The following is a 24,408-nucleotide window of genomic DNA, read 5'->3' on the forward strand; positions in this document are numbered from 1 at the left end:
GCGGGCCCGCCGGCTGAGGCGGGCCCGCGCGTTTCCGTGAGGGGGAGGGCCGGGGCTCAGGCGGACGGGCGGCGGCGCAGCCCGAGGAACCCGATCACGACGCCGATGACCCCCACCACCAGCCCGGCCGCGCCGAGCAGGCGGGCGGTGCCGTCCGACGACGACGCGGCGGCCACCGCCACCGACGGGGAGGCGGACGCGGAGGCAGGCGCGGTGGCAGGTGCGGTGGCCGAGAGGGTGGCGGTGCTCGCGTCCTCGGCGGCGGGCACCAGCTTGAGCAGCGGCGCCGGGTGCTCGGGCTCGGTGCCGTCGGCCTTGGGCGCCTCAGCCCAGTCCACGACCTCGCCCCCGGAGTACGTCTGCTTGGTCGGGAACATCAGCGAGTCCACGTCCTCGGGCAGCTGCCCCATGGACACCTCGAACTCCTGGAACTCCCCGGGATTGATCTTGCCGCCCTCCCAGACGACCTTGGTGACGGCCTCCTCCAGGTCGCCGTACTCGGTCTTGACCGGCTTGGGCAGCTTGCTCTCGGTGACCTTGACCTTCCACCCGGGCACGGGCTTGACGGAGACGAAGGCGAGCGGGTGATCGGTGGGGAAGGAGACCTCGATCTTGGTGGTCGAGGCGTTGTCGCGCTCGTTCGGCACCCGGAACGCGACCTTGGTGAACCCGCCCTGCTCGGCGGTGCCCGGCTGGATGGTGACGTGGGCCAGGGCAGGCAGGGCCAGGCCGGCGGTGAGCGCGGTGGTGGCGGCGAGCACGGTCACCGCACGGCGTACGAAGGACATGTCGAAAGCTCCACTTGGGTGATGAGGGAAGAACAGGGGTGTCAGACGGTCAGGCGGGAAGTGGAGGACCACGCCTGGCCACGCTGTGCCGGAAACCCGGCTGGGGCGGCACCACCCTGGTGCGGACGACCGGCGCGCCGGGCCGCGACACGGGTGCGGCGGCCGGGGAGAGCAGGACGAGGAGGCGGCGCCCGATGCGGCGCAGCAGCGACCACAGCGCGGCCTCGCCGCGCGACAGCCACAGGCCGGTGATCACCGTGGCGGTGAGGTGCGTGAGCAGCATGCCGGCGTTGACCGCCAGCCCGCCCTGCGCGTGCCCGTGCACCGTGACGTAGGAGGCGCCCTCGCCCGCGAACAGCTCGTGCAGCCCGAGCTGCGCGCCGACCAGCGCCAGGTTGATCGTGCCCGCCGAGCGCTCCCTGCCGCCCAGCGCCAGCCCCAGCGCGGACACGCCCGCGAGCCCGAGCGCGGCGGCCCACGGCGCGGGGGCGGCACCGCCGCCGAGGACGTGGGCGAGCGCGGCCAGGGTCACGCAGACGGCGGCGAAGGCGGCCGTCCGCGCCAGCCGGAGGGGAAGTCGCGCACGCATGGGTGTGCCCCATGCTCTCACGGGGCAGGGGAACATGAGACCTCGAGTCCCAAGCTGGTCAATGCCTGGTCCGAAAATGGCATTTGTCGCTAGGGTCGTGCCGATCGCACTGACATAGAGGTGAGAACGTTGCGGCACTTAGGTGGTTTGCTGATCGGCCTGGTGGTGACGGCAGCCGTGCTCGGAGGCGGCGGATGGGCGGTGCAGCAGGCCGTCGCGAACGCCGCGGCGAACCCACCCGACAACCAGAAGATGTGGATCGCGCTCGGTGCGATGGCCGCGGTTGGGCTCGTCGCGGGCCTGGTTATGGCCGGCCGGATCTCCCCACTGGCGACTTTCGTGCCGTCCATGGTGCTGCTGGCCTGGACGGTGGTCTACGCGCTCGACGTGAACCGGGCGCTCTCCTTCCTGCCGACCGAGCCCTCGGTCAACCAGATCGTCCGCGACGCCGCGTCCGGCGCCAGGACCCTGCTCACGACCGGCGTGCTCGCGCTGCTCGGCGTGGCCCTGTTCATCCCCGTGCTGATGCCCTCGCGGTGGTCGCGCCGCGACGACGAGCTCGACGAGGACTACGAGAACACCCCTGAGGGCAGCTACTACTGACCCCGTGAAGACCTCGGTCGTGGCCGCCTCCCCGAGGGAGGCGGCCACACCTTTGTGACACAGGTCACACGCGAAAGCGCGAACTCCTCCCGGCCGTCCGGGCGAAAGCCTGCGAACACCACGTGAGGACAGGAGCGGCATGTGACCGACGAAGTGGCCGGCGGACCCGCCGACTCCGAGCTGATCCGGCGGTCCGTGCAGGTCCCGGAACTCTTCGCCGAGCTCTTCGACCGGCACGCGGCGGCCCTGCGCCGCTACGTCGCCCGGCGGCTCGGGGAGTCCCTGGCCGACGACGTCGTCTCGGACGCCTTCCTGACCGCGTTCCGTCGCCGCCGTCACTACGACGCGAGCCATCCGGACGCCCGCCCCTGGCTGTACGGCATCGCCGCCAGGCTCATCCTGCGCCACCGCCGCGTCGAGGTCAGGCTCTACCGGGCCCTGGCCCGCACCGGCGTGGACGAGATCACCGAGCCGTACGCCGACCGGGTCGACGACCGCGTGGCCGCGCAGCAGGCGGGCCTGGCGGCGGCGCTGGCGGAGCTGCCGGCCGCCGACCGCGAGGTGCTGTTACTCGTGGCCTGGGCCGACATGTCGTACGAGGACGTGGCCCGCGCCCTGGGCATCCCCGTCGGAACCGTCCGCTCCCGCCTGCACCGCGCCAGGGCCAGGACCCGCAGATCACTCGGCGGCAGCGACCCCACCACGGCACGAGAGGAGTCCCTCGATGGATGACCTAGGTTCCCTGCGCGAGCTGCGTGCCGAGGTGCCGGAGCCGGGTGCGGAGTGGGTGGCCCAGGGCCGCCGCCGGTTGCTGCGCCGGATGCGGCCGCGCGGCCGGGCGTTCGGCCGGGCGCTCCTGCTGGCCGGCGCGCTGGCCACGGCGGCGGCGGTCGCCCTGGTCGTGGTCCGGCCGCAGGCGCCCGCGCGGCCCGCTCCGGCGGCGCAGCCGCGCACCGTCCAGCTCGACGCGGACACGGTGCTGGCCCGGGCGGCGGACACGGTGGGCAGGCGCGCGGCCGCCGAGGTGCCGCTGCCGACGCAGTGGCAGTACACCAAGACCCTGGACAAGCAGCCGACCGGCGACACGATCAAGACCCGGGAGTCCTGGATGCGCTACGACGGCAAGCAGACCGCCGGCTTCGGGGAGGACGGCAGGCTGTCCGTCCATGACGTCCCGCCCGACCCGGGCGACGACGACCTGTCGCCGCGGCAGTACGACCAGAAGCTGCGGGAGCTGCCCACCGACCCGAAGCGGCTGCTGGCCAAGGTGACCAAGGACCGCCACTGGATCGACTACCCCCGGGAGGAGGGCGTCCCCCATGTCGCCGCACCCGACGCGGACCGCGCCTTCGGCGTGATCATGCTCTACCTCAGCCGGTACGGCGTCATGCCGCCCGAGCTGGAGTCGGCCCTGTTCGAGGCGCTGGCACTGATCCCCGGCGTCCGGGTGGAGCAGGGCGTCACCGACGCGGCGGGCCGCACCGGCCTGGGCGTCTGGCGCGACACCGGCAAGGACGCAGCCCGCCGCCGCTACCGCATCCTGGACCCGCAGACCTACCGCTACCTGGGCGAGAGGACGGTCTGGGTGCGCGACGAGTACCTCTTCGACGACAAGGAGCCCGCCATGCGCAAGGGCGCGGTGTGGACCACCGCCCTGCTGACCTCGGTCATCGTGGACCGCCCCGGCGAGCGGGGCTGACCGGGCGGCGGCCCGGGCGCGTCAGGGAGCGCTGCCCGTGTAGAGGCGGGTGACCACCTCCTCGATCGAGGCCTGCTCGGGCGCCGTGGCCATCAGCTCGTCGAGGGTGCCGTCGAACGCCAGCCGCCCGTGGTCGATCAGCATGACCCGGCGGCACAGGCGCTCGATGTCGCCGAGGTCGTGCGTGGTCAGCAGCACGGTGGTGCCCCGCTCCGCGTTCACCCGCAGCAGGAAGTCGCGGATGCCGGCCTTGCTGACCACGTCCAGCCCGATCGTCGGCTCGTCGAGCACCAGCACGTCGGGCGCGTGCAGCAGGGCCGCCGCCAGGTCGCCGCGCATGCGCTGGCCGAGGCTGAGCTGCCGCACCGGGGTGCGCAGGAACTCGCCCAGGTCGAGGGTCTCGGTCAGCTCGTCGAGCCGGGTGCGGAAGTCGGCCCGCTCGACCCGGTACAGGTGCCGGATCAGCTCGAAGCTGTCGCGCAGCGGCAGGTCCCACCACAGCGTCGTGCGCTGCCCGAACACCACCCCGATGCGCCGCGCCAGCCTCGTGCGGCGGCGTGAGGGGTCGAGCCCCGCCACCCTGACCTTGCCCGAGGTGGGGGTCAGGATGCCGCACAACATCTTGATCGTGGTGGACTTGCCGGCGCCGTTGGGGCCGAGGTAACCGACGAACTCGCCCGCCGACACGGTGAACGACAGGTCCCGTACGGCGTGGACGACGTTCCGCTTCACCTTGAACGAGCGGCCCGCCCGGTCAAGCTCGATCATCACTCAACTCCCCGTTGATCTGTAGTGCCGGATGCCCTGCCGCCAGACCAGGGCGGCGGCCAGGGCCAGGACCAGCGCCGCCGCCGGTCCGGCGAACCGCATGAACGCGGGCGTGCCGAAGGGGTCGTCCCGGCCGAGCACGTACAGGCCGGGCTGCCAGTTGACGAAGGCCAGCGGCAGCACGTACGTCACACCCCTGACCAGGTCGCGGCCGTAGACGCTGAGCGGGTACTGGGTGAGCTGGCTGCTGCCGTAGGTCAGGGTGTTGACCACCTCGGGGGCGTCGGTCAGCAGGAACTGCAGCGCCCCGGCGATCGTCCACAGCGCCGCGAAGATGACGACGCCGGTCACCACCATGACGGGGATCATCCAGGCCCGACCCCAGCCGGGGCCGAGCGCGGCGACGGCGTAGCCGAGCACGAGCCCGGCCTGGAGGATGCGCCCGATGCGGGTGGCCATGAACCGGTCGGCGGCGAGCTGGATCCACGCGCCGGCCGGCCTGATCAGGAACGTGTCGAGGGTGCCGGCCTTGATGTGCCCGCTGACCCGGTCGAGGTTGCTGACGAACGTGTCGCAGATGGTGAAGGCGAGGTTGGCCGCCCCGTACAGGAACAGCACCTCCTCGCGGGAGAACCCGGCCAGGCTGGTGGTGTTGGCGAAGATGATCAGGATCACCCCGACGTCGATCGCGGCGATGGCGAAGCCGAGCACCACCATCATCGCGAACGAGACCGGGTACGCCGCAGCCGCGCGGGTCCAGGTCCACACCAGCAGGAAGTACGTCCTAACCACCCTGGATCACCACCTTGTGGCGGATCGCCCTGGTGCCGAGCGCGCCCAGGCCGAGCAGCACCACGGCCCAGAGCGCCTGGAAGGCCAAGGTCTGCGCCATCGGCGCCTTGCCGAGGTAGAGGTCGGTGGGCAGTTGCACCATGGCGGCCCAGGGCAGCGCCATGGCCAGGTCGCCGAACCAGCCGGGGAACAGGTGCAGCGGCACCATCATGCCGCTGAAGAACGTGCTCAGGACCAGCGACAGGACCGTGACGCCGCGGTCGTCGAGCAGCCAGCAGACCGACAGCGCGATCAGGTAGCGCCAGCCGAAGCTGACCAGTACGGCGATCGCGAAACCGGCCAGGAACGCCAGCCACTGGCCCGGGGTGGCGGGGACGTGGATGCCGAAGATCGCGGCGCCGATCAGCATGGGCGGGATGCCGCGCACCAGGAGCAGGTAGGCGGCCCTGCCGAGGTCCTCGGCGAGCGTCCAGAGCTGCAGCGAGGCGGGGCGGACCAGGTCGAGCGCGATGTCACCGCTGCGGATGCGCTCGACGACGGTGAGCCCGCCGCCGAAGAGCTGCATCGGCCCGATGAAGGCCTGGGTGACGAAGCAGAAGGTGATGGCGTCGGTGATGTCGTAACCGGCCAGGCCGGGGCGGGCCTGCCACAGCGCGATCAGCGCGTACGCACGCAGGACGCCGAAGACGCTGTTGGTGAACGCGCCGGCGAGCGCGCCCCAGACGTAGGTGGCGTGTTTGCGGAATCCGTACCGGACGAGCCGGGCATAGAGCGGAAAGGTTTTGCACCTCCAGGGGAGTGATGGCACGTTCACGGAACGTGCCTGGGCCCGCGCACGGGTCTGCCGGTGGGAAACACGGATTATCCGTCGGCGGACCAGCGGTCCGCAACGCGATTAACGGCGCGTGGGCCCGCCGGCGTTATCGTCCCGAAATATCCGCGTAAGAGATGAGTTACTTACTGACCGGTAGGGATCGGCGGGGAGGGGAAGAAAGCACCTGAAAGGGGGCGGAATGCGAGTCGACAGGGACGTGGTACCGGAGTACCCCTTGAGCTGGCAGGCGCGGGCGCTCACCGGTCTGCTGCGTGGCACCGTGAAGCCGGCCTCCAGCCTGCTGATGCGCCATCCGCTGGCCCTGTCGGGAGCCGCCCGCCTGGGCGAGCTGGCGCGGCTGGTCGACGTGCCCCATCCCGCGCACGTCGCGGTCGTACCCGCGGCCTTCTCCGCGTGCGGCGGCGAGTGGGTGCGCGGCGGGCAGGGGCTCGACGAGCGCAAGGTGGTGCTCTACTTCCACGGCGGAGGGTACTTCTCGTGCTCCCCGCGCACCCACCGGTCCATCACCTGGCGGCTGTCGGTGGTGGCCAAGCGGCCCGTGCTGGCGCTGGACTACCGGCAGGGTCCGGTGCACCGGCTGGCCGACTCCCTCGCCGACGCGCTGGACGCCTACGACTGCCTGCTGCGGCGGGGGCACGCGGCCGAGGACATCCTGCTGGCGGGCGACTCCGCCGGCGGCCACCTCACGCTGGCGACCCTGCTGGCGCTGCGCGACCGCGGCCTGCCCCTGCCGGCGGCGGCGATCTGCCTGTCGCCGTGGGCCGACCTCACCGACGTCCCGCGCCGGGCGAACCGCTGGCAGGACCCGATGCTCCCGGCGAGCCGGGTGCGCTGGCTGGCCCGCCGATGGACCTCCGGCCTGGACCCCTGGGACCCGCTCGTCTCGCCGGTGCACGGGGACTTCACCGGACTGCCGCCGATGATGATCGTGACCGGCTCCACGGAGGTGCTGCGCGACGAGGCCAGGCGGGTGGCGCAGCGGGCGCGGCTGGCGGGGGTGCCGGTCAGGTACGAGGAGTGGCCCCGTATGCCGCACGTCTTCCCGATCCTGGCCGACGTGCTGCCTGAGGCGCGCCTGGCGTTCCGGCACATGAGGCAGTTCCTGCAGGCAGTGGCGGAGCTGCCGGAGCCGATGGAGGGCTCGGCGGCGGCCTGACTTTTCCCCACCCCTGTTTGTGTTGATTGGTCTATAGCCGGAGCGAGGGGCAGTATAAGGTTAGGTATGCCTAACTCAGGGGGGCTGTCGCATGGCTGACAAGCGTACGGATCACCACCGGGGGGTCGTCCAGCGGACCGAGCGCATCTCGCGCAACATGGGCCGTGTGATCGTGGGCGGCGACGGGCTGGCGGAGTTCGCCACCAGGGGACTGACCGATCATTACGTGAAGCTGGTCTTCCGCTGTGAGGGCGTCGCGTACCCGGAGCCGTTCAGCGTCAAGGCGTGCCGCGAGACCCTGCCGCGCGAGGTGTGGCCCAAGCTGCGGACCTACACCGTCCGCGCCTGGGACCCCTACACCCGCGAGCTCACCCTCGACTTCGTCGTGCACGGCGACGAGGGCCTGGCGGGGCCGTGGGCGGAGCGGGCGCGTCCGGGTGACGAGGTGCTCATCCTGGGCCCGGGCGGCGGCTACGCGCCCGACCCGGAGGCCGGCTGGCACCTGTTCGTCGGCGACGAGAGCGCGCTGCCGGCCATCGCCGCCTCGCTCGAAGCGCTGCCCGAGGCCGCGGTCGCGCACGTGCTCATCGAGGTGGACGCGCCGGAGGACGAGCTGAAGCTGGAGACGGCCGCCGACGCGCACATCAGGTGGGTGTACAGGAACGGCCGCCCGGTCGGCGAGCGCCTCGTGGCCGCCGTGCGCGCGCTGGACTTCCCGGACGGCGCCGTGCACGCCTTCGTGCACGGCGAGGCCGGCTTCGTCAAGGCGCTGCGCCACCACCTGCGCGTGGAGCGTGGGGTCCCGCTCGACCGGCTGTCCATCTCCGGCTACTGGCGGCTGGGCGTGGACGACGAGGCGTGGCGTCAGGTCAAGAGCGAGTGGAACCGTCAGGTCGAGGCCGAGGAAGCGGCCGCGATCGCCTCCTGACCCACGAACCGCCTGCTGTCACACCGTTTACTTACCTGCGAGGAAGGATCGTCTACCCTCCGATACCCCTTGGGCAAGACATGGGAAAGCCCGCCCCCGATGCCGCCACAGTGTGCCTTGCCATGACACTGATCAGGAGAGGCGAAACCGGATGGCGCGTGGTGCGAGCGAGCTGCCTCCTGGCGTGCGACCGCTTACGGTGGGGGACCCGGTCATCATCGGCCGATACCTGCTCCTCGGCCGCCTGGGCACGGGCGGGATGGGAGTGGTGTATCTGGCGGAGCACCCTCGGGGTGACCTCGTGGCGCTCAAGACGCCGCATGCGGTGCATCTCAACGATGCCACGTTACGGGCCCGCTTCGCCGAGGAAGTGGCTTTCTCGCGAAGACTGGTGCCCTTCTGCACGGCGGCGGTCGTGGAGGACGGCACCGACAGGGACCGCCCCTACCTGGTCACCGAGTACATCCCCGGCCCCGCGCTCTCCCAGGTCGTCAGAGCCGGCGGGCCGCTCGTGCCCGACCTCGCCTACGGCGTCGCGCTCGGCGTCGCGGCGGCGCTGGTGGCCGTGCACGAGGCGGGGCTCGTGCACCGGGACCTCAAGCCGGGCAACGTGCTGCTGTCGCCTGACGGCCCGCGCGTCATCGACTTCGGCATCGCCCGCGACGTGGACACCCTCGCCGCGCACACCCAGGCCGGGCAGGTCATGGGCAGCCCGGGCTGGGTCGCGCCCGAGCGGCTGACCGGCGGGGCCGCCCTGCCCTCCTCCGACGTCTTCGCCTGGGGCTGCCTGGTGGCCTTCGCCGCCACCGGCCACCATCCGTTCGGAGGCGGGGAGCCGGACGTGCTGACCCGGCGCATCCTGTTCGAGCCGCCGCGGGTCGAGGGCGTGCCCGCCCTGCTCAGGCCCGCCGTCTCCGCCGCCCTGGCCAAGGACCCCGGCGACCGGCCCGAGGCCGCCGAGTTGCTGCGGGCGCTGCTGGCCGCCGGCGGGGTGGGGGATCCGTGGGAGCTGCGGCAGGCGGTGGAGGCGGTGCTGGGCAGGATCTGGACGCCCGTCCCCTATCCGCCGGGAGGAGGGCTGGTCCGGCTGGTGGAGCAGACCGGCGACGCGATGGAGCGTTCCGGGACGGGCACCCGGCGGGGGCGGTCCGGTCGTTCGAGGAGCCGGGCGAAGTCGCGCGCGCATCTCTCGCACGCCAGCTTCGCGGCCCTGGCCACGGTGTCGATCGCGGCCATCACGGTCATCGCCGCCTCGGGCGGTGACGGGCTGAGCGTGGGCGGCGGCTCGCTGCTGCCCGCCGACCCGCCCGCCGCGCGGTCCTCGGGCAGCGCGGGGTCCACCGTCAGGCCCACGGCCGTCGCCACGGGCAACCCGCCTCCGGTACGGCTCGCGACGAGGACGGGGGCGCCGGGGACGCCCACGGTGTTCGTCACGCAGACCAGGACGAAGGGACCCGTCGTGGTGCTGACGCCCTCAGGGGAACGGCGTGGCACGTTCCGCGCCACCCAGACGAGCGGGCCGGGGGATCAGGGCGAGGGCGACGGGGAGACGTGCGTCTCGCCGGCGGGGCGGCGGCGGGCCGGGAACGCGGGGGTCAGGCGTGACTGCCCGGAGCCGACGGGCTCGATCAGCACGATCCCGCAGGACGGTCCGGGAGAGTCGCCGGACCCGTCCGGGTCGCCGTCGGGCACCCCGGCGACGACCGGCACCGCCACTCCCTGACGAGAGGCGGCACCGGCCCTGCACCGTCAGCCGAGGCCTAAGCAGCCGCCGGCGCACGCCGGTGGTGACACGGCGGGCGAGGCGGGGAGAACGGCGCCGGCGCGACGGCGCGGGGCCGGGGCGGCGTGGTGACGCCGGGTAGGACGGTGGCGGTCGAGGTGCCGGGCGAGCTGTCGCAAGGTGCCTCCTGACACGGGCGGGATCGCTGGTGCCAGTGTGGTGTCACGGCATCGCCGCAGGCTGTGCCGCCGGTGACAGTCGCGGGCAAAGGCGGGGTAAGGCGGGCGCGCACAGGTGCGGGCCGCGCCAATGCTGGGGGGACTGGCGCGGCCCGCGTTTCGCCGGGGGAACCATCCCATGCCCTGGAGGTGGCCGGCGAGCTTCAGCAGATCAGTGCGCGAACTGCTCCTCCTCGGTGGACCCCTTCAGCGCGGTCGTCGAGGAGTCGGGCGCGACGGCGGTGCTGACCAGGTCGAAGTACCCGGTCCCGACCTCGCGCTGGTGCCGCGTCGCGGTGTACCCCCGCGCCTCGGCCGCGAACTCGGCCTCCTGCAGCTCCACGTACGCGGTCATGCCGTCCGCCGCGTACCCCTGGGCCAGGTCGAACATGCCGTAGTTCAGCGAGTGGAACCCGGCGAGGGTGATGAACTGGAACTTGTACCCCATGTGCCCCAGCTCGCGCTGGAACTTGGCGATGGTGGAGTCGTCCAGGTGCTTCTTCCAGTTGAACGACGGCGAGCAGTTGTAGGCGAGCATCTGGTCGGGGAACTCCGCCTTGATCGCCTCGGCGAACGCGCGGGCCACGTCCAGGTCGGGCGTGCCGGTCTCCATCCAGAGCAGGTCGGAGTACGGCGCGTAGGCCAGCCCGCGCGCCACGCATGCCTCCAGCCCGTTCCTGACCCGGTAGAAGCCTTCCGGGGTGCGGTCGCCGGTGGTGAACACCTGGTCGCGCGGGTCCACGTCGCTGGTCAGGAGCGTCGCGGCCTGGGCGTCGGTCCGCGCGATGACCAGTGAGGGGACACCGGCGACGTCCGCGGCGAGGCGGGCGGCGTTCAGCGTCTTGATGTGCTGGCCGGTCGGGATCAGCACCTTGCCGCCCAGGTGGCCGCACTTCTTCTCGGAGGCGAGCTGGTCCTCCCAGTGCACGCCCGCGGCGCCCGCCGCGATCATGCCCTTCATCAGCTCGAACGCGTTGAGCACGCCGCCGAAGCCGGCCTCCGCGTCCGCCACGATGGGCGCCAGCCAGTGCGGGGCGTCAGCGTCGCCCTCCGACCAGGTGATCTGGTCGGCGCGCAGCAGCGCGTTGTTGATGCGGCGCACGACGGCAGGCACGGAGTTGGCCGGGTACAGGCTCTGGTCCGGGTAGGTCTGCCCGCCCAGGTTCGCATCGGCGGCCACCTGCCAGCCGGACAGGTAGATGGCCTTCAGCCCTGCCCGCACCTGCTGCACCGCCTGGTTGCCGGTGAGCGCGCCGAGGGAGTTGACGTAGTCCTCCGTGTGCAGCAGCTGCCACAGCCGCTCGGCGCCGAGCCGGGCCAGCGTGTGCTCCTCCTGGATGCTGCCGCGCAACCTGATCACGTCCGCCGCGCTGTACGTGCGCTCGATGCCGGCCCAGCGAGGGTCGTTGTCCCATTCGTCCTGTAGCTGCTCAGCAGCTCCCTTGAGGCGATCGTTCATCGTTCACTCCTTCGTCGTCCCCTGGGGCTCACGCCGAGTCTCTGCCCTGACGAGCGGGGCAAACAGCCCAGAGAGGCGAGAAGAATCGTGATTATTCTGCTCCTGTGCATTACCCGGGCGTATTCAGTGGGGAAGAAATCGCAACTTTTACCGTTGGCCTAGACCAATCCCGCTGGGGGAACGGGTGCCCCGGCGTCTCGAACCGTGGCGGCCGGAAGGCTAGAAAATGGGCCGAATTTCTGTCTAAGATTCCGGCATGGCCTCGTTGCTGGGCGAAGAACCGCTGTCTTTGACGCAGGAGCTTGATCTGATCGCGTTTGGCCAGCGCCTGCGCCACCTGCGCAAACAGCGCGGCCTGACGCTGTCGGACCTCGGCTCGCGCGTCGGCAGGGCGCCCAGTCAGCTCTCCCTGCTCGAGAACGGCAAGCGCGAGCCCAAGCTCTCCCTGCTCAAGTCGCTGGCCACCGCCCTGGGCGTCCCGGTCGAGGAGCTGCTGCGCCGCCAGCCGCCCAACCGCCGCGCGCAACTGGAGATCGCGCTGGAGGAGGCCCAGCGCGACCCCGTCTACGCTGGGCTCGGCCTGCCCCGGCTGAAGGTCTCCGCCCGCGTGCCGAACGACGTCCTGGAGCACCTGCTCGGCCTGTACGGCGAGCTGCGCGCCAGGCAGGCCCGCGGCACCGCCACCCCCGAGGAGGCCAGGGTCGCCAACGCCGAGCTGCGGCGCCGCCAGCGGGAGGTGGGCAACTACTTCCCCGACATCGAGAAGGCCGCCGCCCAGGCGCTGGAGGCGGTCGGCTACCGCACCGGCGCGCTGTCGCAGAGCACGATCCAGAGCCTGGTCACGCACTTCGGCTACACCGTGCACACCGCCCAGGACCTGCCCCGCTCCGTGCGCTCCATCACCGACCTGCGCAACCGCCGCATCTACGTCAAGCACGAGCAGCTCGGCATGCACACCCCGCGCACGATCCTGCTGCAGACGCTCGGGCACCTGGCGCTCGGCCACGACAAGCCGCGCGACTTCGCCGACTTCCTGCGCCAGCGCACCGAGGCCAACTACTTCGCCGCCGCCGTGCTCGTCCCGGAGAAGGCCGCCGCGGTCTTCCTCCAGGAGGCCAAGTCCGAGCGGGCGCTGTCGGTGGAGGACCTGCGTGACGTGTTCGCCGTCTCCTACGAGATGGCCGCCCACCGCTTCACCAACCTCGCCACCCACCACCTGGGCCTGGTCTGCCACTTCGTGCGCAACGACGCGGGCGGCACGATCTACAAGGCCTACGAGAACGACGGCATCGTCTTCCCCGCCGACGAGCAGGGGGCGATCGAGGGGCAGCGGATGTGCCTGCAGTGGTCGGGGCGGCAGGTGTTCGCCTCGCCGGACCGCTTCTCGGTGTACTACCAGTACTCCGACTCGCCGACCGGCACGTACTTCTGCGTCGCGCACGTCGATCCGTCGCGCGAGCGGGACTTCGCGATCACGCTGGGGGTGCCGTACAAGGAGTCGCGCTGGTTCAGGGGGCGCGAGACCACCCACCGCACCAAGTCGAGCTGCCCGAACGGCGACTGCTGCCGCAGGCCGCCCGCCGAGCTGGCCGAGCGCTGGGAGGGGTACGCCTGGCCGTCGGCCCGCGCCAACTCGCACGTGCTGGCCGCGCTGCCGCCCGGCTCGTTCCCCGGCGTGGACGAGGCCGACGTCTACACCTTCCTGGAACGGCACGCCGCCGCCACCTGAGCCGTGGCCGGCGGGGCCTCGGTCCTCGGGCTGGCGGGCCTCAGTCCTCGTCGTCCGGTAAGCAGACGGTCAGCGCGCCCGCGGCGACCTCGGCCTTGAAGCGGGTGGTGAGCCCGCGCTCACCGCCGTCGAGCTCGTAGCGCAACGGGCGGGCGAAGCGGGCCGAGATCCTCCTGGCGCGGGAGACCCGGATGAGCGGCGAGCCGTCGGAGCGGCCCGTGGCCATCCTGGTGAGTACCCGCGCCCACTGCACCGGGCCCTTGGCGGTGGTGATGCCCACCTCCAGCCAGCCGTCGTCGGGGCGGGCGTCGTCGAAGGCCTCGACGCCGGCGGCGATCGTGCTCACGTTGCCCAGCAGCAGGCAGCTGGCCCGGCCCTCGAACCAGGTCGTCCCGTCCAGCTTGATCTTCATCGGCACCAGCGGCCCGCCGACGTGCCGCACGGCCGCCCTGAAGTAGCTGAGCTTGCCGAAGCGGCGCTTGGCCCGCCCGTCCACGTCGGCGATCATCTCGGCCTCGAACCCGGCGCCCGCCATCACCGCGAAGTGCTCGCCGTTCAGCACGCCCAGGTCCAGCTTCTCGCGCCGCCCGTGGAAGCCGATGCGTACGGCCCGCTCCAGGTCGGCGGGGATGCCGAGGTTGGCGGCGAACAGGTTCGCGGTGCCGGCGGGCAGGATGGCCATCGGCACGCCCGAGCCCGCCAGGGCGTCGGCGCAGCGTTGCACCATGCCGTCACCGCCCCAGACGAACACCAGCTCGGCGCCCTCCTCGAGCGCCTTGCGCACCTTCTTGCCGGCCTTCTTGCTCTTCGACACCTCGTGCCAGATCAGCTCGCCGACGTCCTGCTCGGCGATGAGCACGCGGAGCGCGTCCAGTCCCGCGCCCAGGACCTTCTTACGGTGTGCCACGACGGCCACGGTGGGGGGCATGCAAAGCGCGCTACCCAGAGCGTGCGCGGATATCCGTGCGGCGAGATCGTCATCGTGTCGCGGAAGTGGGTAGTGTTGATGCACACTATCCATTCGGGAAAGGGTGACCATGTCGGAGCGGACGAGCCGACTGATCGTGCCGATCGTCGTCATCACCGGAGTGGCCACGACCGCGACCGCCGCCTACCTCGCCTACCGCCCCGAGCCGCCGCCCGCGTCTCCCGCGGGCCTGAGCTGGTCGGTGCCCGTCACCGACGTCCTGGGGGTGGTCCGCATCGACTACCAGCTCAACCGCTTACCCCGGCTGGCCAGCAACCAGCTCGCCATCTGGATCGAGGACGCGCGGGGCCGCTACGTGCGCACCCTGTTCGCCACCAGTTTCACCGCCAACGGCGGCTTCGAGCGCAGGCCCATGTCGCTGCCCCTGTGGCGCAGCACGTCCGGATGGGAGTCCGCCACCGACAGCGAGGTCAAGGCGGCCAGCCGCCCGGCCCAGGAGAGCGGCAGGCAGAGCGTCTACTGGGACACCACCGACCGCAGCGGCCGGCCGGTCCCTCCCGGCACCTACACCTACCGGGTGGAGGGCAACGTGGTGTGGGAGAAGCGGGTGCTGTTCACCGGCACCGTCGAGGTGGGCGGCACGCCGCACGTCTCCCGGCCGCGGGTGGAGTTCCTGCCGGCCGACACCGGGCAGGAACCCGCGCTCGTCGCCGACGTCCGGGCCAGCTTCGCGCCGGGCGAGCGGCTGCCCGCCGGGGCCGTCACGACGTTCACGAGGGGGTCATGACGGTGCGCGCGCTGCGCGATCGGGTGATGGGCACCGACCTCCTGCTCGTCCTGCCGCCGCAGGCGCAGGCGGCGGTGCTGGAGTGGCTGCGCGCCGTGGAGCGCACCTTCAGCCGGTTCGACCCCGGCAGCGACACCAGCCGGGTCAACGCCGGCGGGGCGGTCGTCGTCTCCGAGCTGTTCCTGACGGCGCTCGACGAGGCGTGCCGCTACTTCGACGCGACCGGCGGGCTGTTCAACCCCTTCCTCGGCGCCGAGCTCGCCCGGCTCGGCTACGACACCGACTTCGCGCTGGTCGGGACGCGCGACGTGGGCGCCACCACTTCTCCTGCCGGCGCGTCTGACGTGGCCGCCGCTTTTCCCGTCGGCGCGTCTGATGTGGCCGCCGCCGCTGCCCCCGGCGGGGCGCCCGTCGTGCACCTCGACCACGACCGCCGTGCCGTGACGCTCTCGCCCGGCCTCGCGGTGGACCTCGGCGGGTTCGTCAAGGGCTGGAGCGTGCAGCGGGCCGCCGAGGCCGAGCGTGACTCGGGGCGGGTGCCGTACGGGATGATCGACGCGGGCGGCGACCTGGTCGCCTGGCGGCCGGACGACGGCAGGCCGTGGCGGATCGGCGTCGAGCACCCGCTGCGCGAGCGGCCGGTCGGCGTGCTGGAGCTGCCGATGCCCACCACGGCGGTGGCCACCAGCAGCGTCGTACGGCGCCGCTGGCGCGACCGGGCGGGCGCCGAGCTGCACCACCTCATCGACCCGCGCACCGGCGAGCCGGCCGACTCCGACTGCGCGCAGGCCACCGTGATCACCGCTGACCTGGCCGCCGCCGAGGTGTACGCCACCTGCCTCGTCCTGCTCGGCACCCGAGAGGGGCCGCGGTGGCTGGCCGGCCAGGCCCCCGGCGCGGGCTGGATCACCGTCGGCCGCGACGGCCGGGTGCGCTCCTCGGTGGCGCTGGTATGAGGCGCGTCGCGATCGCGGTGGCTGTCTCGTTCCTGCCGCTGCTCCCGCTCGCCCTGCGCGCCTCCGACCTCGGCGACGTGGCCAACCTGATCGGCCTGGCCGGCACGATCGTCATGTGGTGGCAGGTGCTGCTCGGCGTGCGGCAGCTCGCGCACCGCCTCGGCGACGACCGGCTGGCGGCCGTGTCGCTGCACCGGTGGCTCGGCGGCTGCGGCGCGTTCCTGGTGCTGCTGCACCCGCTGCTGGAGACCGTCGTCGACCGGCAGGACTGGGCGTACGTGCTGGTGCCCGACTTCACGTGGGCCGAGTCGGCGTACGCCTCGCTGGGGCGCCTGGCCTTCCTCATGTTCCTGGTGCTCTGGGTGACCAGCACGCTGGCGCGCTACCTGATCAGGCACCGGGTCTGGCGGTACGCGCACTACGTGTCCTACCCGCTGCTGGCGCTGGTGTTCGTGCACTCGTGGGGGCTGGGCAGCTTCCTGACGGAGACGCCGTGGCTGCTGGCGTACTGGCTGGTGCTGGCCGTGGTGTTCGCCGGGGTGGTGTGCTGGCGGCTGTCGGTGTCCCGCTGGGCGGTGCCGTACCGGCTGGTCGGGGTCGAGCGGTTGTCGCCGACCGTGCGCGCCTACACGTTCAGGCCGCTGGGCCGCGCGCTCGACCCGCTGCCCGGGCAGTTCTGCTACCTGCGTACCAGCCTGGCGAGCCGCGCCCACCCCTTCAGTGTCGTGAGTGGCGGGGCGGAGCTGACGTTCGCCGTCAAGGACGCCGGCTCGTTCACCGAGCGGCTGCGCGCTCTCGAGCCGGGTGCGGTCGTCCACCTCGACGGCCCCTACGGCACCTTCACCCGCGAGGCCCAGGACGGGCCCCGCCGGCCGGCGGTGCTGATCGCGGGCGGCATCGGCGTGACCCCCTTCGTGGAGCTGGTGCGCCGCAACGACGACCTGCCCCTGTCGCTCGTCCACGTGGTGGCCTCGCCGCAGGAGGCGGTCTTCGGCGCGGAGCTGCGCCACCGTCTCGGGGACCGCTACCAGGAGGTGGTACGGCCCGAACGGCCGGCCATCCCGGTCACGCCGCGCGCCCGCTACTTCATCTGCGGCAGCCCCCGGTTCGTCGAGACGACCGCCGCGGGCCTGCGGGGCAGCGGCGCCCGCAGGGACCAGTTGTACACCGAGCGGTTCGACTGCTGATCGACCGGCGCGTGCTCGACGTCCGACAGGATCCCGTGCTGGAGCCGCCTGGCCTCCGCCGACGGCTCCAGCCCCAGCTCCTCGTCGAGGATCCTGCGCAGGTCGTGGTAGGCCAGCAGGGCCTCGCCCCGCCGCCCCGACCTGCACAGGCACTCGATGAGGCGCAGGTGGTACCACTCGTTGAGCGGGTTCCTGGCGATGAGCGTGCGCAGCTCCGCCACCAGCTCCCGATGGTGGCCGAGCCGCAGGTCCGCCTCCAGCCGCAGCTCCACGGCCCGGTTGCGGATCTCCTCCAGGTAGGTGAGATGCCGGGCCACGACGGGCCCAGGCGCGACGTTGGCCAGCGCGCGCCCCCGCCACAGGCTCAGCCCGTCACGCAGCCGCCGCGCCGCCTTCTCGGCGGCGCCGGAGCTCATGAGCTGCCGGCCCTCCGCCACGGAGTCGGCGAACGCCTCCGCGTCGAGCTGCCCGGGCTCCACCCGCAGCAGGTAGCCGGTCGGCTCGGTCACCAGCATGTCCGCCACCGCGCGGGTGGCAGGCTGGGCGGCCAGTGCCGAGCGCAGGTTGTACACGTGGGTGCGGATCGCGCCGACCCCCCCGCCGCGACCCTCCCACAACTCCTCGGCGATCGTCTCCACGTCCACGACCTCGTTGGCGCGGAGCAGCAGCAGGGCCAGGACCTGGCGTGCCTTCCGGCCCTTGGGCAGCGATGATTCGGCTTCCGTGCGCACTTCCAGTGGACCGAGAACATTGAATTTGATCATCAAGTGCTCTATTCCCCGTCATTTGCGTACTCTCGAGAGAGAGCCGTTCTGTCGGATGGTACGACGCCGGATACGGCCCGCCCCGGCATGCGGCGGCGCAGGCTGTCCCAAAGCGGAAGGCGCATACCTCCTTCGACACATGCGGCGGCCCGTTGGATCCGCCGGGTGTCACCCTTTGCTGGAATCGGCCCAGGCCACCCCTTGCCTACGGTGGCGCGGTGGACACCGAGAAAAGCACCCTGCCCGTCCTGGTCGTCGGCGCCGGCCCCACCGGACTGGCTCTCGCGACAGAGCTCCGCAGGCAGGGCGTCACCTGCCGGATCATCGACCGTTCTCTCGACAGGCCCGCCCACCAGGCCAGAGCCGTGGCGATGTGGCCCGGCGCGCTGGACGTCCTGGCCCGGCACGGCACCGCCGACGACGTGATCGCCGCCGGCCTGCGGATGACCGCCGCCCGCTACTGGTCGGGCTCCAGGAACGTGGCGACCGCGCGCCTGGGCGACTGGCACAACGGCGGCCCGACCATGCTGGGCATCACCCAGCCCGCCGTCGAGGCCGTCATGGGCGCCAAGCTGCACGAGCTCGGAGTCACGGTGGAGTGGCGCACGGAGCTGGTCGGGCTGACCGACCACGGCGACCGCGTCGCCGTGCGGCTCGACGGCCCGGGCGGGCTCGAAGAGCTCGACGCCGCCTACGTGGTCGGCTGCGACGGCGCGCACAGCGCCGTCAGGGAGCTGTCCGGCATCCCCTTCGCCGGCACCACCTACACGCAGAGCTTCATCCTCGGTGACGGCAAGGTCGCCAGCGCCGTACCGCGCGGCGAGGCGCACTACCACCTGCACCCCGACGGCGTGCTCGTGCTCGTCTCGCTGCCGGGCGGCGACCTGCGCGTCTTCGCCGACGCCAGCACCGCCGGCCGGCTCGACGCCGCGCCCACCGTCGAGGAGCTGCAGCAGCTCGCCGACGAGCGCGCCCCCTACCCGCTGCAGATCAAGGACCTGCGGTGGAGCACCCGCTTCCCCGTGCACATGCGCCAGGCCGCCGCCTACCGGGCGGGCCGCTGCCTGCTGGCCGGCGACGCCGCCCACGTGCACAGCCCGGCCGGCGGCCAGGGCCTCAACACCGGCATCCAGGACGCCGCCAACCTCGGCTGGAAGCTCGCCCTGATCCTGAACGGGCACGGCGACGCCGAGCGGCTGCTGGACAGCTACGAGGCCGAGCGCTCGCCCATCGCCGCCCAGGTGCTGCGCGGCGCCCACCAGCAGACCCGGCTGTGGACCGCCCGCTCGCCCATCACCCGCTTCCTGCGCGACGCACTGCTCGGCCTGCTCGGCTCCACCGGGGCGCTGGAGCGGCGCTTCATCCCCAACCTGGCGCAGGACGACCTCGACTACCGCAAGAGCCCGGTGGTGGGCCCGCGCGGCGGCCGCCGCGCCATCGGCGCCCGCGGCCTGCCCGACGTCACCGTGACCCCGCTGCGCGGCGACGGCGCCCCCGTACGGCTCAGCGCCCTGCTGGCCGACCCCCGGCACACCCTGCTCGTGATGCCGGGCGTGGACTCGCTCAAGGTGCTGCCGGACCTGGAGCCGCTGGCCGACCGGGTGGTGCCGCGTGTCCTGGTGGCCAAGGGCAGCGCGTACGGGGAGCCGTACAAGGTGCCGGGCGGCTTCGCGGCGCAGGGCCCGCTGCGCGGCGCCAAGCTCGTCCTCGTCCGCCCGGACGGCTACGTCGCCGACGCGACGGCGGGTGAGGACGTCACCGCCCTGCTCGGGCCTCTCGCGAGCCGCGGGAGGTCGTCCCGTGTGCGCGCCTGAGACCATCATGGCCGCCCTGGAGGGCGAGCAGCCCGCCTGCGGCAGCAGGCGGCAGGTGCTCCGCGGCGCGCTGGCCGGCCTCCTCGGCGCCGGCGCGCTCGCCGCCCTCCCCTGGCGGGCCGAGGCCGCGACCGGCGTGCGCGCCTCCCGGGTCCTCGACCTGACCCACCCGCTCAGCCCGGACTTCCCGGTGTTCGAGATGTACGTGCGCAAGCCCGCGCGCCGGCAGGTCATGTTCGAGGACGTGATCGGGTTCAACACCGCCGAATGGACGCTCAACGAGCACACCGGCACCCACATGGACGTGCCCGCCCACTCCAGGAAGGGCCTGCCCACAGCCGACCAGGTGCGCCCCGAGGACCTCGTCGCGCCGCTGTGCGTCGTCCGCATCGCCGAGCGGGCCGCCCGCGACAACATCACCGAGCTGACCGTGAAGGACCTGCGCGAGTGGGAGCGGCGCAACGGGCCCCTGCCCGAACGGGCCTTCGTCGCGCTCGACAGCGGCTGGTACAAGCGGGTCGGCGACGCCTCGGCCTTTCTCCAGTTCGACGCGCTCGCGCAGGTGATGCGCTTCCCCGGGGTCAGCCCGGAGGCGGCCGACTTCCTGATCAACCAGCGTTCCATCGTCGGCTTCGGCACCGACACCAGCAGCCTCGACGTCGGCACCCGCCGCGAGCCGCTCGTCCACCGGATGTTGCTGACCACCGGCCGGTACGGGCTCGAAAACCTGGCCGCGCTCGACACCGTGCCCGAGCGCGGGGCGCAGCTCGTCGTGGGCGCGGCCAAGCTGGCCGGCGGGTTCGGCGCGCCCGTGCGGGCGCTGGCGCTGCTGTGAGGGTGGTTCGCTGCGGGCCCGGCCCGTCGGCCCAGGTCGCCTCAACCGGCCGCAGCGAGGTCAACGGTGCCCGTGGCGGGGCACGTCATTCGGCTTCGGACGGGACGGAAAGCGCAGCTTCAACCCAGGCCAGCAACTGCCGGAGCCGGCGTACCTCCTCGGGGTCCCCGGCATTGTGAAGCGCATTTCTCAGGGTCGCGCATGCGATGGTCGCTGAGCCTGCGCTGAGCAGCCTTTCCGCAGCAGCGATACGTTCACCAGTGCTGAGAGACGGCTCGACACACGCCTTGCACCAGAGTCCGACCGCGTCTTCCACGAAACCCATGTCACTGAGCCGCTCGGCAAGCTGTAGGCGATCGCCTGCGGACATGCCGCCCAGGGACTCGGCAAGAGCGATGATCTCGGGAACCGAATCCCTGCCGGCCACCAGAGTCCAGGACTCGACCGCGACCTGCAGCTCCGCCGTGGTCCGCCCCGCATCGTAGATCAAGGCGCGGCAGAGCTGTGTAGTCGCCTGGGCGCACGCATGTCTTGCCATGATCGGCGCCAGCATGGCCGCGGCTACTGTACGGCCCGTAGGACGAGTATCGAGCGCAGTCATGATCTCAACGGCTACCTCCGGGCCGTCGGAGGACAACAGCGCGTCTGCCGCACTGGTGAATTCATCCACGGACGAGGCGGGGGTCGCGATGATTCTCCGGGCAAAAGCGGTGACAGTCTGATCAAGCCCATGCTTTCGCAGACTGTCCATCCCGTAAGAGAGCGTCTCAGTTTCCGGTTGCACTCGATCAAGCCAGGCCAGGATTTCTTCCGTTGCCTGGACCCCCTGAACTCTGGCAAGCACCTCCATCGCCTCAGCCAGTGCGAACCGCTGATACTTCCGCGGAGTCACCTCGAACATCGTTCGCGCCAGGCGTACCGCTTCCTCGGGATACCCGAGCTCATGCAGCAGCTTAGCGATCTTCGATCGCTCGTCGAAGTCCCTGACAGGCTGGCTGCTCATGACTTCGGCAACGGCAGCCGCGCCCGCACGGTCACAAGCCTCAACCCACGCTTCGACCACACCCTGCATGCCTTCTTCATCGGACCCTGCCAGCAGGACCTGTCGTGCGTGCGGCTCTGCATGCTCGGGCTCGCCGGCCCGGAAGAGCAGCTGCGCTATGCCGACGTGTGCCCAATCGGTGGTGTTCTTCCGTCGGCGGACGGCCTGCTGTATGCGCGGAGTGGCGGTTTCCCCCTCCAGCTGTAGCCAGATGTCTCCCACCCAGTCGAGGAGATCGCCATTTTGATCAGGACCACTCAGCACCTGCTCGGCAAGATCTGTGGCACCGTCACGAATCCCGAGCTCCAGCAACTCCGAGGTCGCCCATACCTTCTTCCAGGGATCTCCCAGCTGCCGGACCCTGAGCAACAGTTCGATGCGCAGCTCGGTGGCGGAGGCGTCCAGGCTGGTCATATACAGGTAGAGATCGCTCAGCTCATCGGGGTCATCCGTGCCGATGAGGCTGCGCAGATGACGAACAGCAGCTGGGAGACTTCCGACGTAGGCATATGCGGCTGCCGCTGCGATACGAAGGGTGGTGCTCAGCTCCGGGCAGTCCGCAACATCTCGCAAGCGGGCGCAGAGATTCCGGTTCCCGTGCAGCTCGCTCAGTTCGGCCAGCAACTTGAGTCGTTCGGCGTGCGCCTTGGCGACCAGCTGTGCCAGCAGGTCGTTGACAAGACGGTCTATTACAGCGTTCTCCAGCTCCGCACCCAGGGGCACGCCGGCCGTCACCAGTCTCAAGGCCATGATCTTGTGCTTCAAGCCGTGCGTGAGGAGGAACCGCACCACGGTCGCGACCTTGTTCTCCGGCTTCCTTGCCCATTGGGCGAGGACGAAGAAAGCGAAGTTGCGCGTCGCGTCGAACTCGACCCGCTTGACCCAGCCCTCCAGGTCCGGAAACTCCCTGGGTATCGAATCGGCCACGTGTCTGGCCGCGATGAACTCCGCGAACGAGCGATGCAGGAAAGCCAGCTTGCCATCGAAGACCAGGATGCTCGTCTCGCCCAGGACGTGGCCAAGGTCGCGCTCCATTCCCGCGCGTAGACCACCGTTCTCGGGAAGGTGCTTGCCCGCCCACTCGACGGCAGCTGCGAGCAACGGCCGATCAGTGTTAGAGGAGATCTCAACCTGGGCCAGATGCAGCACCACGTCATCCTCGGCGCTGAATATCCGGTCGACGGCGGCGACGCATCCGACCTCTTCCCAGCGGGACCGCAACCTCGCCCGAATGTCCTTCCGTTGCCTCCGGGCATCGGCAAGCTCTTGCAAGAAACGCTCATACAGCTCTATGCGGCCCGTGGGAAGCGATTTCGACGGCTCCCGCGAGAAGAACGACGCCACGATCGTCGCCAACAAAGGTATCCGCATCAACTCGCTCAACCCGGCAATTCTCGCCTCTTGCAGAAACAGTGAGGCCGTCTTCGACGGATCAGGCTCCCGCTGGGCCTGAAACCACCGTTCGGCGAAGCTGAGCTGCTGTACGTCGTCGAGCCCGCAGAGACTGTAGAAGCCGATCTCGAAATTCTCGAGAGGACCCAGTTCATCCTGCGGAAGGGGGCGTGAAGTGATGACGAGTCGATATGGCGTGCCATGATCGGCCCGCTTGCCCAGGGCGGTCAGGACGCGCTTGCGCTCTCGTGGTGAGGCCAGCTCGTCGAGGCCGTCCACCACGACGAGCCACCGGACCCCGAAGGTCTTCCTTGAGAAGGCCTGCGGGTCGAACGGCACCGTGAGCATGCCCTCGCATGCGGACTTCGCCAGGACTTCACCCCAGCTGAGTCCGGACAGCACATCTCCGGCGGTCACTCGGAGACCGATGACGGGCTCATCGCACCACGGGCTCTCCGCGGATGGATCGGCCAACCACTCGCGGGCGATCTGCTGTATCAGCAACCTGCCCAGAATGGTCTTGCCGGTGCCCGGACCGCCCGTCACGAAAAGATGAGTATGCTGCGAAAGCGCTCGGCGGAAGGGAATAACGTCGCCTTGGTTTTCCCTTGCACCGGGCCGCTTCTCCAGCACGGTTTCCGGTTTTGCGCCCGACGCCACCGGCTGGAGGCCGAGCTCGACGTACACCGTGGCGAGGGGCGGCCGCTTGACTTCGAGGAGATCGTACGGGAAGCGATCGACGGGTGTTAACTGGCTGACGAAAAGCTCTCTGAGTTTCGCGTCGGGGGGCGGAAGATCATCCCACGTGTGAATGGCCGTGTCCGGGCACGGCTCTTTCGCGTCGATCGCTCGTCTCGCGCGTCTCCACATCGGCCTGACCACATCCGGTGATTCACCGAGTGCTTCCGCCAGGAGACAGGTCGTCTTCCAGTCGAGCGGCCGCTCAGCACTGAGAAACCTGTAGACGGAATTCTGCGGCAGAGGAATCCCTTGCCTGCGCTTGGCGAGGATGAACGACCGCACTGAACGATGTTCATGTGCTATGCGGCGCTTGAACCAGTCGACTAGCTCACGGAGCTCGTCGTGTGCCTCCGGTGGGCCTGCTCGTGGTCTTCCACCCGGCATCCGGCCTCCGTCGGCGTGAGTTTCACCACTGTTTCACCACGATAGCGGGAAACCGTCTCGGCCGGACATCGTTGATTCCGTCCCGTTCACCTCGTCCCCGGAGTAGGCAATGTGGACTCTCGAAACGATCGCCGCCAATCCTGACTGTATGCTCGTGGTTGCAGTTGTGTACGCCCTCGGTTGCCGAGTTCTCCGCTGCGCGACCTGGATGTACCAGGAGCGAGCACATACGCGCAGGATCGAAGCCGCGGTACGCGACACCAGGTCGAAGGATCGCGGAGGTGTCGTCCG

General features: G+C 71.1%; 21 protein-coding genes. 12 read left to right on the forward strand and 9 right to left on the reverse strand.

The features are described from left to right. Positions 1-56 precede the first annotated feature (56 nt). Together LCN96_RS20730 and LCN96_RS20735 are read right to left on the reverse strand one after the other, a co-directional pair. A complete protein-coding gene (locus tag LCN96_RS20730) occupies positions 57-788 on the reverse strand; it encodes a YcnI family copper-binding membrane protein (protein WP_225274508.1) in 732 nt (243 codons plus the stop codon). Positions 789-837: 49 nt separating this feature from the next. Beyond that, positions 838-1,377: an MFS transporter gene (locus LCN96_RS20735; RefSeq protein ID WP_225274509.1), complete on the reverse strand. Its 540-nt coding sequence runs from the start codon at positions 1,375-1,377 to the stop codon at positions 838-840. A gap of 120 nt (positions 1,378-1,497) precedes the next feature. Here LCN96_RS20735 and LCN96_RS20740 point away from each other — a divergent pair, with 120 nt between their 5' ends. The 3 genes from LCN96_RS20740 to LCN96_RS20750 all read left to right on the forward strand — a co-directional run bounded on the left by LCN96_RS20740 (position 1,498) and on the right by LCN96_RS20750 (position 3,679). Then, complete coding sequence (locus tag LCN96_RS20740) at positions 1,498-1,980, forward strand: hypothetical protein (RefSeq protein ID WP_225274510.1); 483 nt, start codon at positions 1,498-1,500, stop codon at positions 1,978-1,980. A gap of 141 nt (positions 1,981-2,121) precedes the next feature. After that, the gene (locus LCN96_RS20745; protein ID WP_225274511.1) at positions 2,122-2,712 is read left to right on the forward strand and encodes an RNA polymerase sigma factor; all 591 of its coding nucleotides are present in this window, start codon (positions 2,122-2,124) and stop codon (positions 2,710-2,712) included. After that, positions 2,705-3,679: a CU044_5270 family protein gene (locus tag LCN96_RS20750; RefSeq protein ID WP_225274512.1), complete on the forward strand. Its 975-nt coding sequence runs from the start codon at positions 2,705-2,707 to the stop codon at positions 3,677-3,679. Before LCN96_RS20745 ends, LCN96_RS20750 begins: the two co-directional genes overlap by 8 nt. A 21-nt stretch (positions 3,680-3,700) precedes the next feature. Here LCN96_RS20750 and LCN96_RS20755 read toward each other — a convergent pair whose 3' ends face one another. Genes LCN96_RS20755 through LCN96_RS20765 form a run of 3 tightly spaced genes read right to left on the reverse strand, consistent with a single transcriptional unit; the run spans position 3,701 to position 6,047 of the window. Then, positions 3,701-4,447 (reverse strand): ABC transporter ATP-binding protein, encoded by a 747-nt coding sequence (locus LCN96_RS20755; protein ID WP_225274513.1) that lies wholly within the window; start codon positions 4,445-4,447, stop codon positions 3,701-3,703. Positions 4,448-4,450: 3 nt separating this feature from the next. Continuing rightward, entirely contained in the window at positions 4,451-5,239 is a 789-nt protein-coding gene (locus tag LCN96_RS20760; protein ID WP_225274514.1) for an ABC transporter permease, read from the reverse strand. Next, positions 5,232-6,047, reverse strand: a complete 816-nt coding sequence (locus LCN96_RS20765; protein ID WP_225274515.1) for an ABC transporter permease — start codon at positions 6,045-6,047, stop codon at positions 5,232-5,234. Before LCN96_RS20765 ends, LCN96_RS20760 begins: the two co-directional genes overlap by 8 nt. Positions 6,048-6,252: 205 nt before the next feature. Between LCN96_RS20765 and LCN96_RS20770 the strand changes: the two genes are divergently transcribed. The 3 genes from LCN96_RS20770 to LCN96_RS20780 all read left to right on the forward strand — a co-directional run bounded on the left by LCN96_RS20770 (position 6,253) and on the right by LCN96_RS20780 (position 9,881). Further along, positions 6,253-7,230 (forward strand): alpha/beta hydrolase, encoded by a 978-nt coding sequence (locus LCN96_RS20770; protein WP_225274516.1) that lies wholly within the window; start codon positions 6,253-6,255, stop codon positions 7,228-7,230. Positions 7,231-7,321: 91 nt separating this feature from the next. After that, complete coding sequence (locus tag LCN96_RS20775; protein WP_225274517.1) at positions 7,322-8,158, forward strand: siderophore-interacting protein; 837 nt, start codon at positions 7,322-7,324, stop codon at positions 8,156-8,158. 184 nt (positions 8,159-8,342) lie between these two features. Continuing rightward, positions 8,343-9,881 carry a serine/threonine-protein kinase gene (locus LCN96_RS20780; RefSeq protein WP_225274518.1) on the forward strand — a complete coding sequence of 513 codons (1,539 nt, stop codon included), beginning with the start codon at positions 8,343-8,345 and terminating at the stop codon, positions 9,879-9,881. Between the two features lie 390 nt (positions 9,882-10,271). On the opposite strand, the gene aceA is transcribed toward LCN96_RS20780, so the two are convergent. Next, positions 10,272-11,558: an isocitrate lyase gene (gene aceA, locus LCN96_RS20785; protein WP_225274519.1), complete on the reverse strand. Its 1,287-nt coding sequence runs from the start codon at positions 11,556-11,558 to the stop codon at positions 10,272-10,274. 256 nt (positions 11,559-11,814) lie between these two features. Here aceA and LCN96_RS20790 point away from each other — a divergent pair, with 256 nt between their 5' ends. Then, positions 11,815-13,287, forward strand: coding sequence for a helix-turn-helix transcriptional regulator (locus LCN96_RS20790; protein WP_225274520.1), 1,473 nt, complete (start codon positions 11,815-11,817; stop codon positions 13,285-13,287). A gap of 40 nt (positions 13,288-13,327) precedes the next feature. On the opposite strand, the gene LCN96_RS20795 is transcribed toward LCN96_RS20790, so the two are convergent. Beyond that, a complete protein-coding gene (locus LCN96_RS20795; RefSeq protein WP_225274521.1) occupies positions 13,328-14,194 on the reverse strand; it encodes a diacylglycerol/lipid kinase family protein in 867 nt (288 codons plus the stop codon). Positions 14,195-14,324: 130 nt separating this feature from the next. Here LCN96_RS20795 and LCN96_RS20800 point away from each other — a divergent pair, with 130 nt between their 5' ends. Genes LCN96_RS20800 through LCN96_RS20810 form a run of 3 tightly spaced genes read left to right on the forward strand, consistent with a single transcriptional unit; the run spans position 14,325 to position 17,145 of the window. Further along, positions 14,325-15,002 (forward strand): DUF2271 domain-containing protein, encoded by a 678-nt coding sequence (locus LCN96_RS20800; protein ID WP_225274522.1) that lies wholly within the window; start codon positions 14,325-14,327, stop codon positions 15,000-15,002. Beyond that, complete coding sequence (locus LCN96_RS20805; protein ID WP_225274523.1) at positions 14,999-15,958, forward strand: FAD:protein FMN transferase; 960 nt, start codon at positions 14,999-15,001, stop codon at positions 15,956-15,958. The genes LCN96_RS20800 and LCN96_RS20805 overlap by 4 nt, the downstream gene beginning before the upstream one ends. After that, positions 15,955-17,145, forward strand: coding sequence for a ferric reductase-like transmembrane domain-containing protein (locus tag LCN96_RS20810; RefSeq protein ID WP_225274524.1), 1,191 nt, complete (start codon positions 15,955-15,957; stop codon positions 17,143-17,145). Before LCN96_RS20805 ends, LCN96_RS20810 begins: the two co-directional genes overlap by 4 nt. Here LCN96_RS20810 and LCN96_RS20815 read toward each other — a convergent pair. Then, entirely contained in the window at positions 17,040-17,876 is an 837-nt protein-coding gene (locus tag LCN96_RS20815) for an AfsR/SARP family transcriptional regulator (protein WP_225274525.1), read from the reverse strand. The genes LCN96_RS20810 and LCN96_RS20815 overlap by 106 nt on opposite strands. Before the next feature lie 251 nt (positions 17,877-18,127). On the opposite strand from LCN96_RS20815, the gene LCN96_RS20820 reads away from it, so the two are divergent. Continuing rightward, positions 18,128-19,723, forward strand: a complete 1,596-nt coding sequence (locus LCN96_RS20820; RefSeq protein WP_225274526.1) for an FAD-dependent monooxygenase — start codon at positions 18,128-18,130, stop codon at positions 19,721-19,723. Further along, positions 19,710-20,558 carry a cyclase family protein gene (locus LCN96_RS20825; protein WP_225274527.1) on the forward strand — a complete coding sequence of 283 codons (849 nt, stop codon included), beginning with the start codon at positions 19,710-19,712 and terminating at the stop codon, positions 20,556-20,558. Before LCN96_RS20820 ends, LCN96_RS20825 begins: the two co-directional genes overlap by 14 nt. 85 nt (positions 20,559-20,643) lie before the next feature. Here the strand turns inward: LCN96_RS20825 and LCN96_RS20830 are convergent, their stop codons facing one another. Further along, complete coding sequence (locus LCN96_RS20830) at positions 20,644-24,015, reverse strand: NACHT domain-containing protein (RefSeq protein WP_225274528.1); 3,372 nt, start codon at positions 24,013-24,015, stop codon at positions 20,644-20,646. Between the last annotated feature and the right edge of the window lie 393 nt (positions 24,016-24,408).

It is taken from the genome of Nonomuraea gerenzanensis (assembly GCF_020215645.1).
In the GTDB taxonomy this organism is placed as follows: Bacteria; Actinomycetota; Actinomycetes; order Streptosporangiales; family Streptosporangiaceae; genus Nonomuraea; species Nonomuraea gerenzanensis.

What these genes read in the sequence shown, in the direction of transcription:
- LCN96_RS20730 (WP_225274508.1), bottom strand. Translation starts at nt 788, where the DNA reads ATGTCCTTCGTACGCCGTGCGGTGACCGTGCTCGCCGCCACCACCGCG.
- LCN96_RS20735 (WP_225274509.1), bottom strand. Translation starts at nt 1,377, where the DNA reads ATGCGTGCGCGACTTCCCCTCCGGCTGGCGCGGACGGCCGCCTTCGCC.
- LCN96_RS20750 (WP_225274512.1), top strand. Translation starts at nt 2,705, where the DNA reads ATGGATGACCTAGGTTCCCTGCGCGAGCTGCGTGCCGAGGTGCCGGAG.
- LCN96_RS20755 (WP_225274513.1), bottom strand. Translation starts at nt 4,447, where the DNA reads ATGATCGAGCTTGACCGGGCGGGCCGCTCGTTCAAGGTGAAGCGGAAC.
- LCN96_RS20770 (WP_225274516.1), top strand. Translation starts at nt 6,253, where the DNA reads ATGCGAGTCGACAGGGACGTGGTACCGGAGTACCCCTTGAGCTGGCAG.
- LCN96_RS20775 (WP_225274517.1), top strand. Translation starts at nt 7,322, where the DNA reads ATGGCTGACAAGCGTACGGATCACCACCGGGGGGTCGTCCAGCGGACC.
- aceA (WP_225274519.1), bottom strand. Translation starts at nt 11,558, where the DNA reads ATGAACGATCGCCTCAAGGGAGCTGCTGAGCAGCTACAGGACGAATGG.
- LCN96_RS20790 (WP_225274520.1), top strand. Translation starts at nt 11,815, where the DNA reads ATGGCCTCGTTGCTGGGCGAAGAACCGCTGTCTTTGACGCAGGAGCTT.
- LCN96_RS20800 (WP_225274522.1), top strand. Translation starts at nt 14,325, where the DNA reads ATGTCGGAGCGGACGAGCCGACTGATCGTGCCGATCGTCGTCATCACC.
- LCN96_RS20805 (WP_225274523.1), top strand. Translation starts at nt 14,999, where the DNA reads ATGACGGTGCGCGCGCTGCGCGATCGGGTGATGGGCACCGACCTCCTG.
- LCN96_RS20810 (WP_225274524.1), top strand. Translation starts at nt 15,955, where the DNA reads ATGAGGCGCGTCGCGATCGCGGTGGCTGTCTCGTTCCTGCCGCTGCTC.